Origin of the sequence: Acetobacter sacchari, from assembly GCF_017377715.1 — a bacterium.
Classification (GTDB): Bacteria; Pseudomonadota; Alphaproteobacteria; order Acetobacterales; family Acetobacteraceae; genus Acetobacter; species Acetobacter sacchari.
Map to the genome: position 1 here is coordinate 1 of NZ_JAFVMF010000066.1, position 367 is coordinate 367.

Consider the following 367-nt stretch of genomic DNA (forward strand, 5'->3'; position numbering starts at 1 on the left):
CTCAGCATCGACGCCCCCCAGCCAAGCGCGCCAATGGTGGTCGGCACGAACAGCAGGCCGCCGATCAGGCCCGCGATCCAGCTTTGGGGGTTGGAGAAGATAATCCTGAACGGCTTGAGCAGGTTGGTCAGCGTGAAGTCACCGTGATGATGTGCGCTGCCCCCTTGGTCACGAGGCATAATGAACCACACGGCAACCGCCAAAATCAGACCAATGGCACTGAATCCAAGCCAGATATGCTCCCAGGAAAAATGGAACGAACCATTGGGATCAATGAGCATCCGCGTGGGTTTTGAGCCGAACGCCGCGCCTGCCATGCCGAGGCACTGCGTCAATCCCACGAACAGCGCAAGCGTGCGGGCCGGCA

The 367-nt window shown here is 59.9% G+C and carries 1 protein-coding gene; it reads right to left on the minus strand.

All coding sequences use genetic code 11. The annotated features are described in order from the left end of the window. Positions 1-367: hypothetical protein (locus J2D73_RS20275; RefSeq protein ID WP_341535138.1), on the minus strand; the 367-nt coding region annotated here is incomplete at both ends.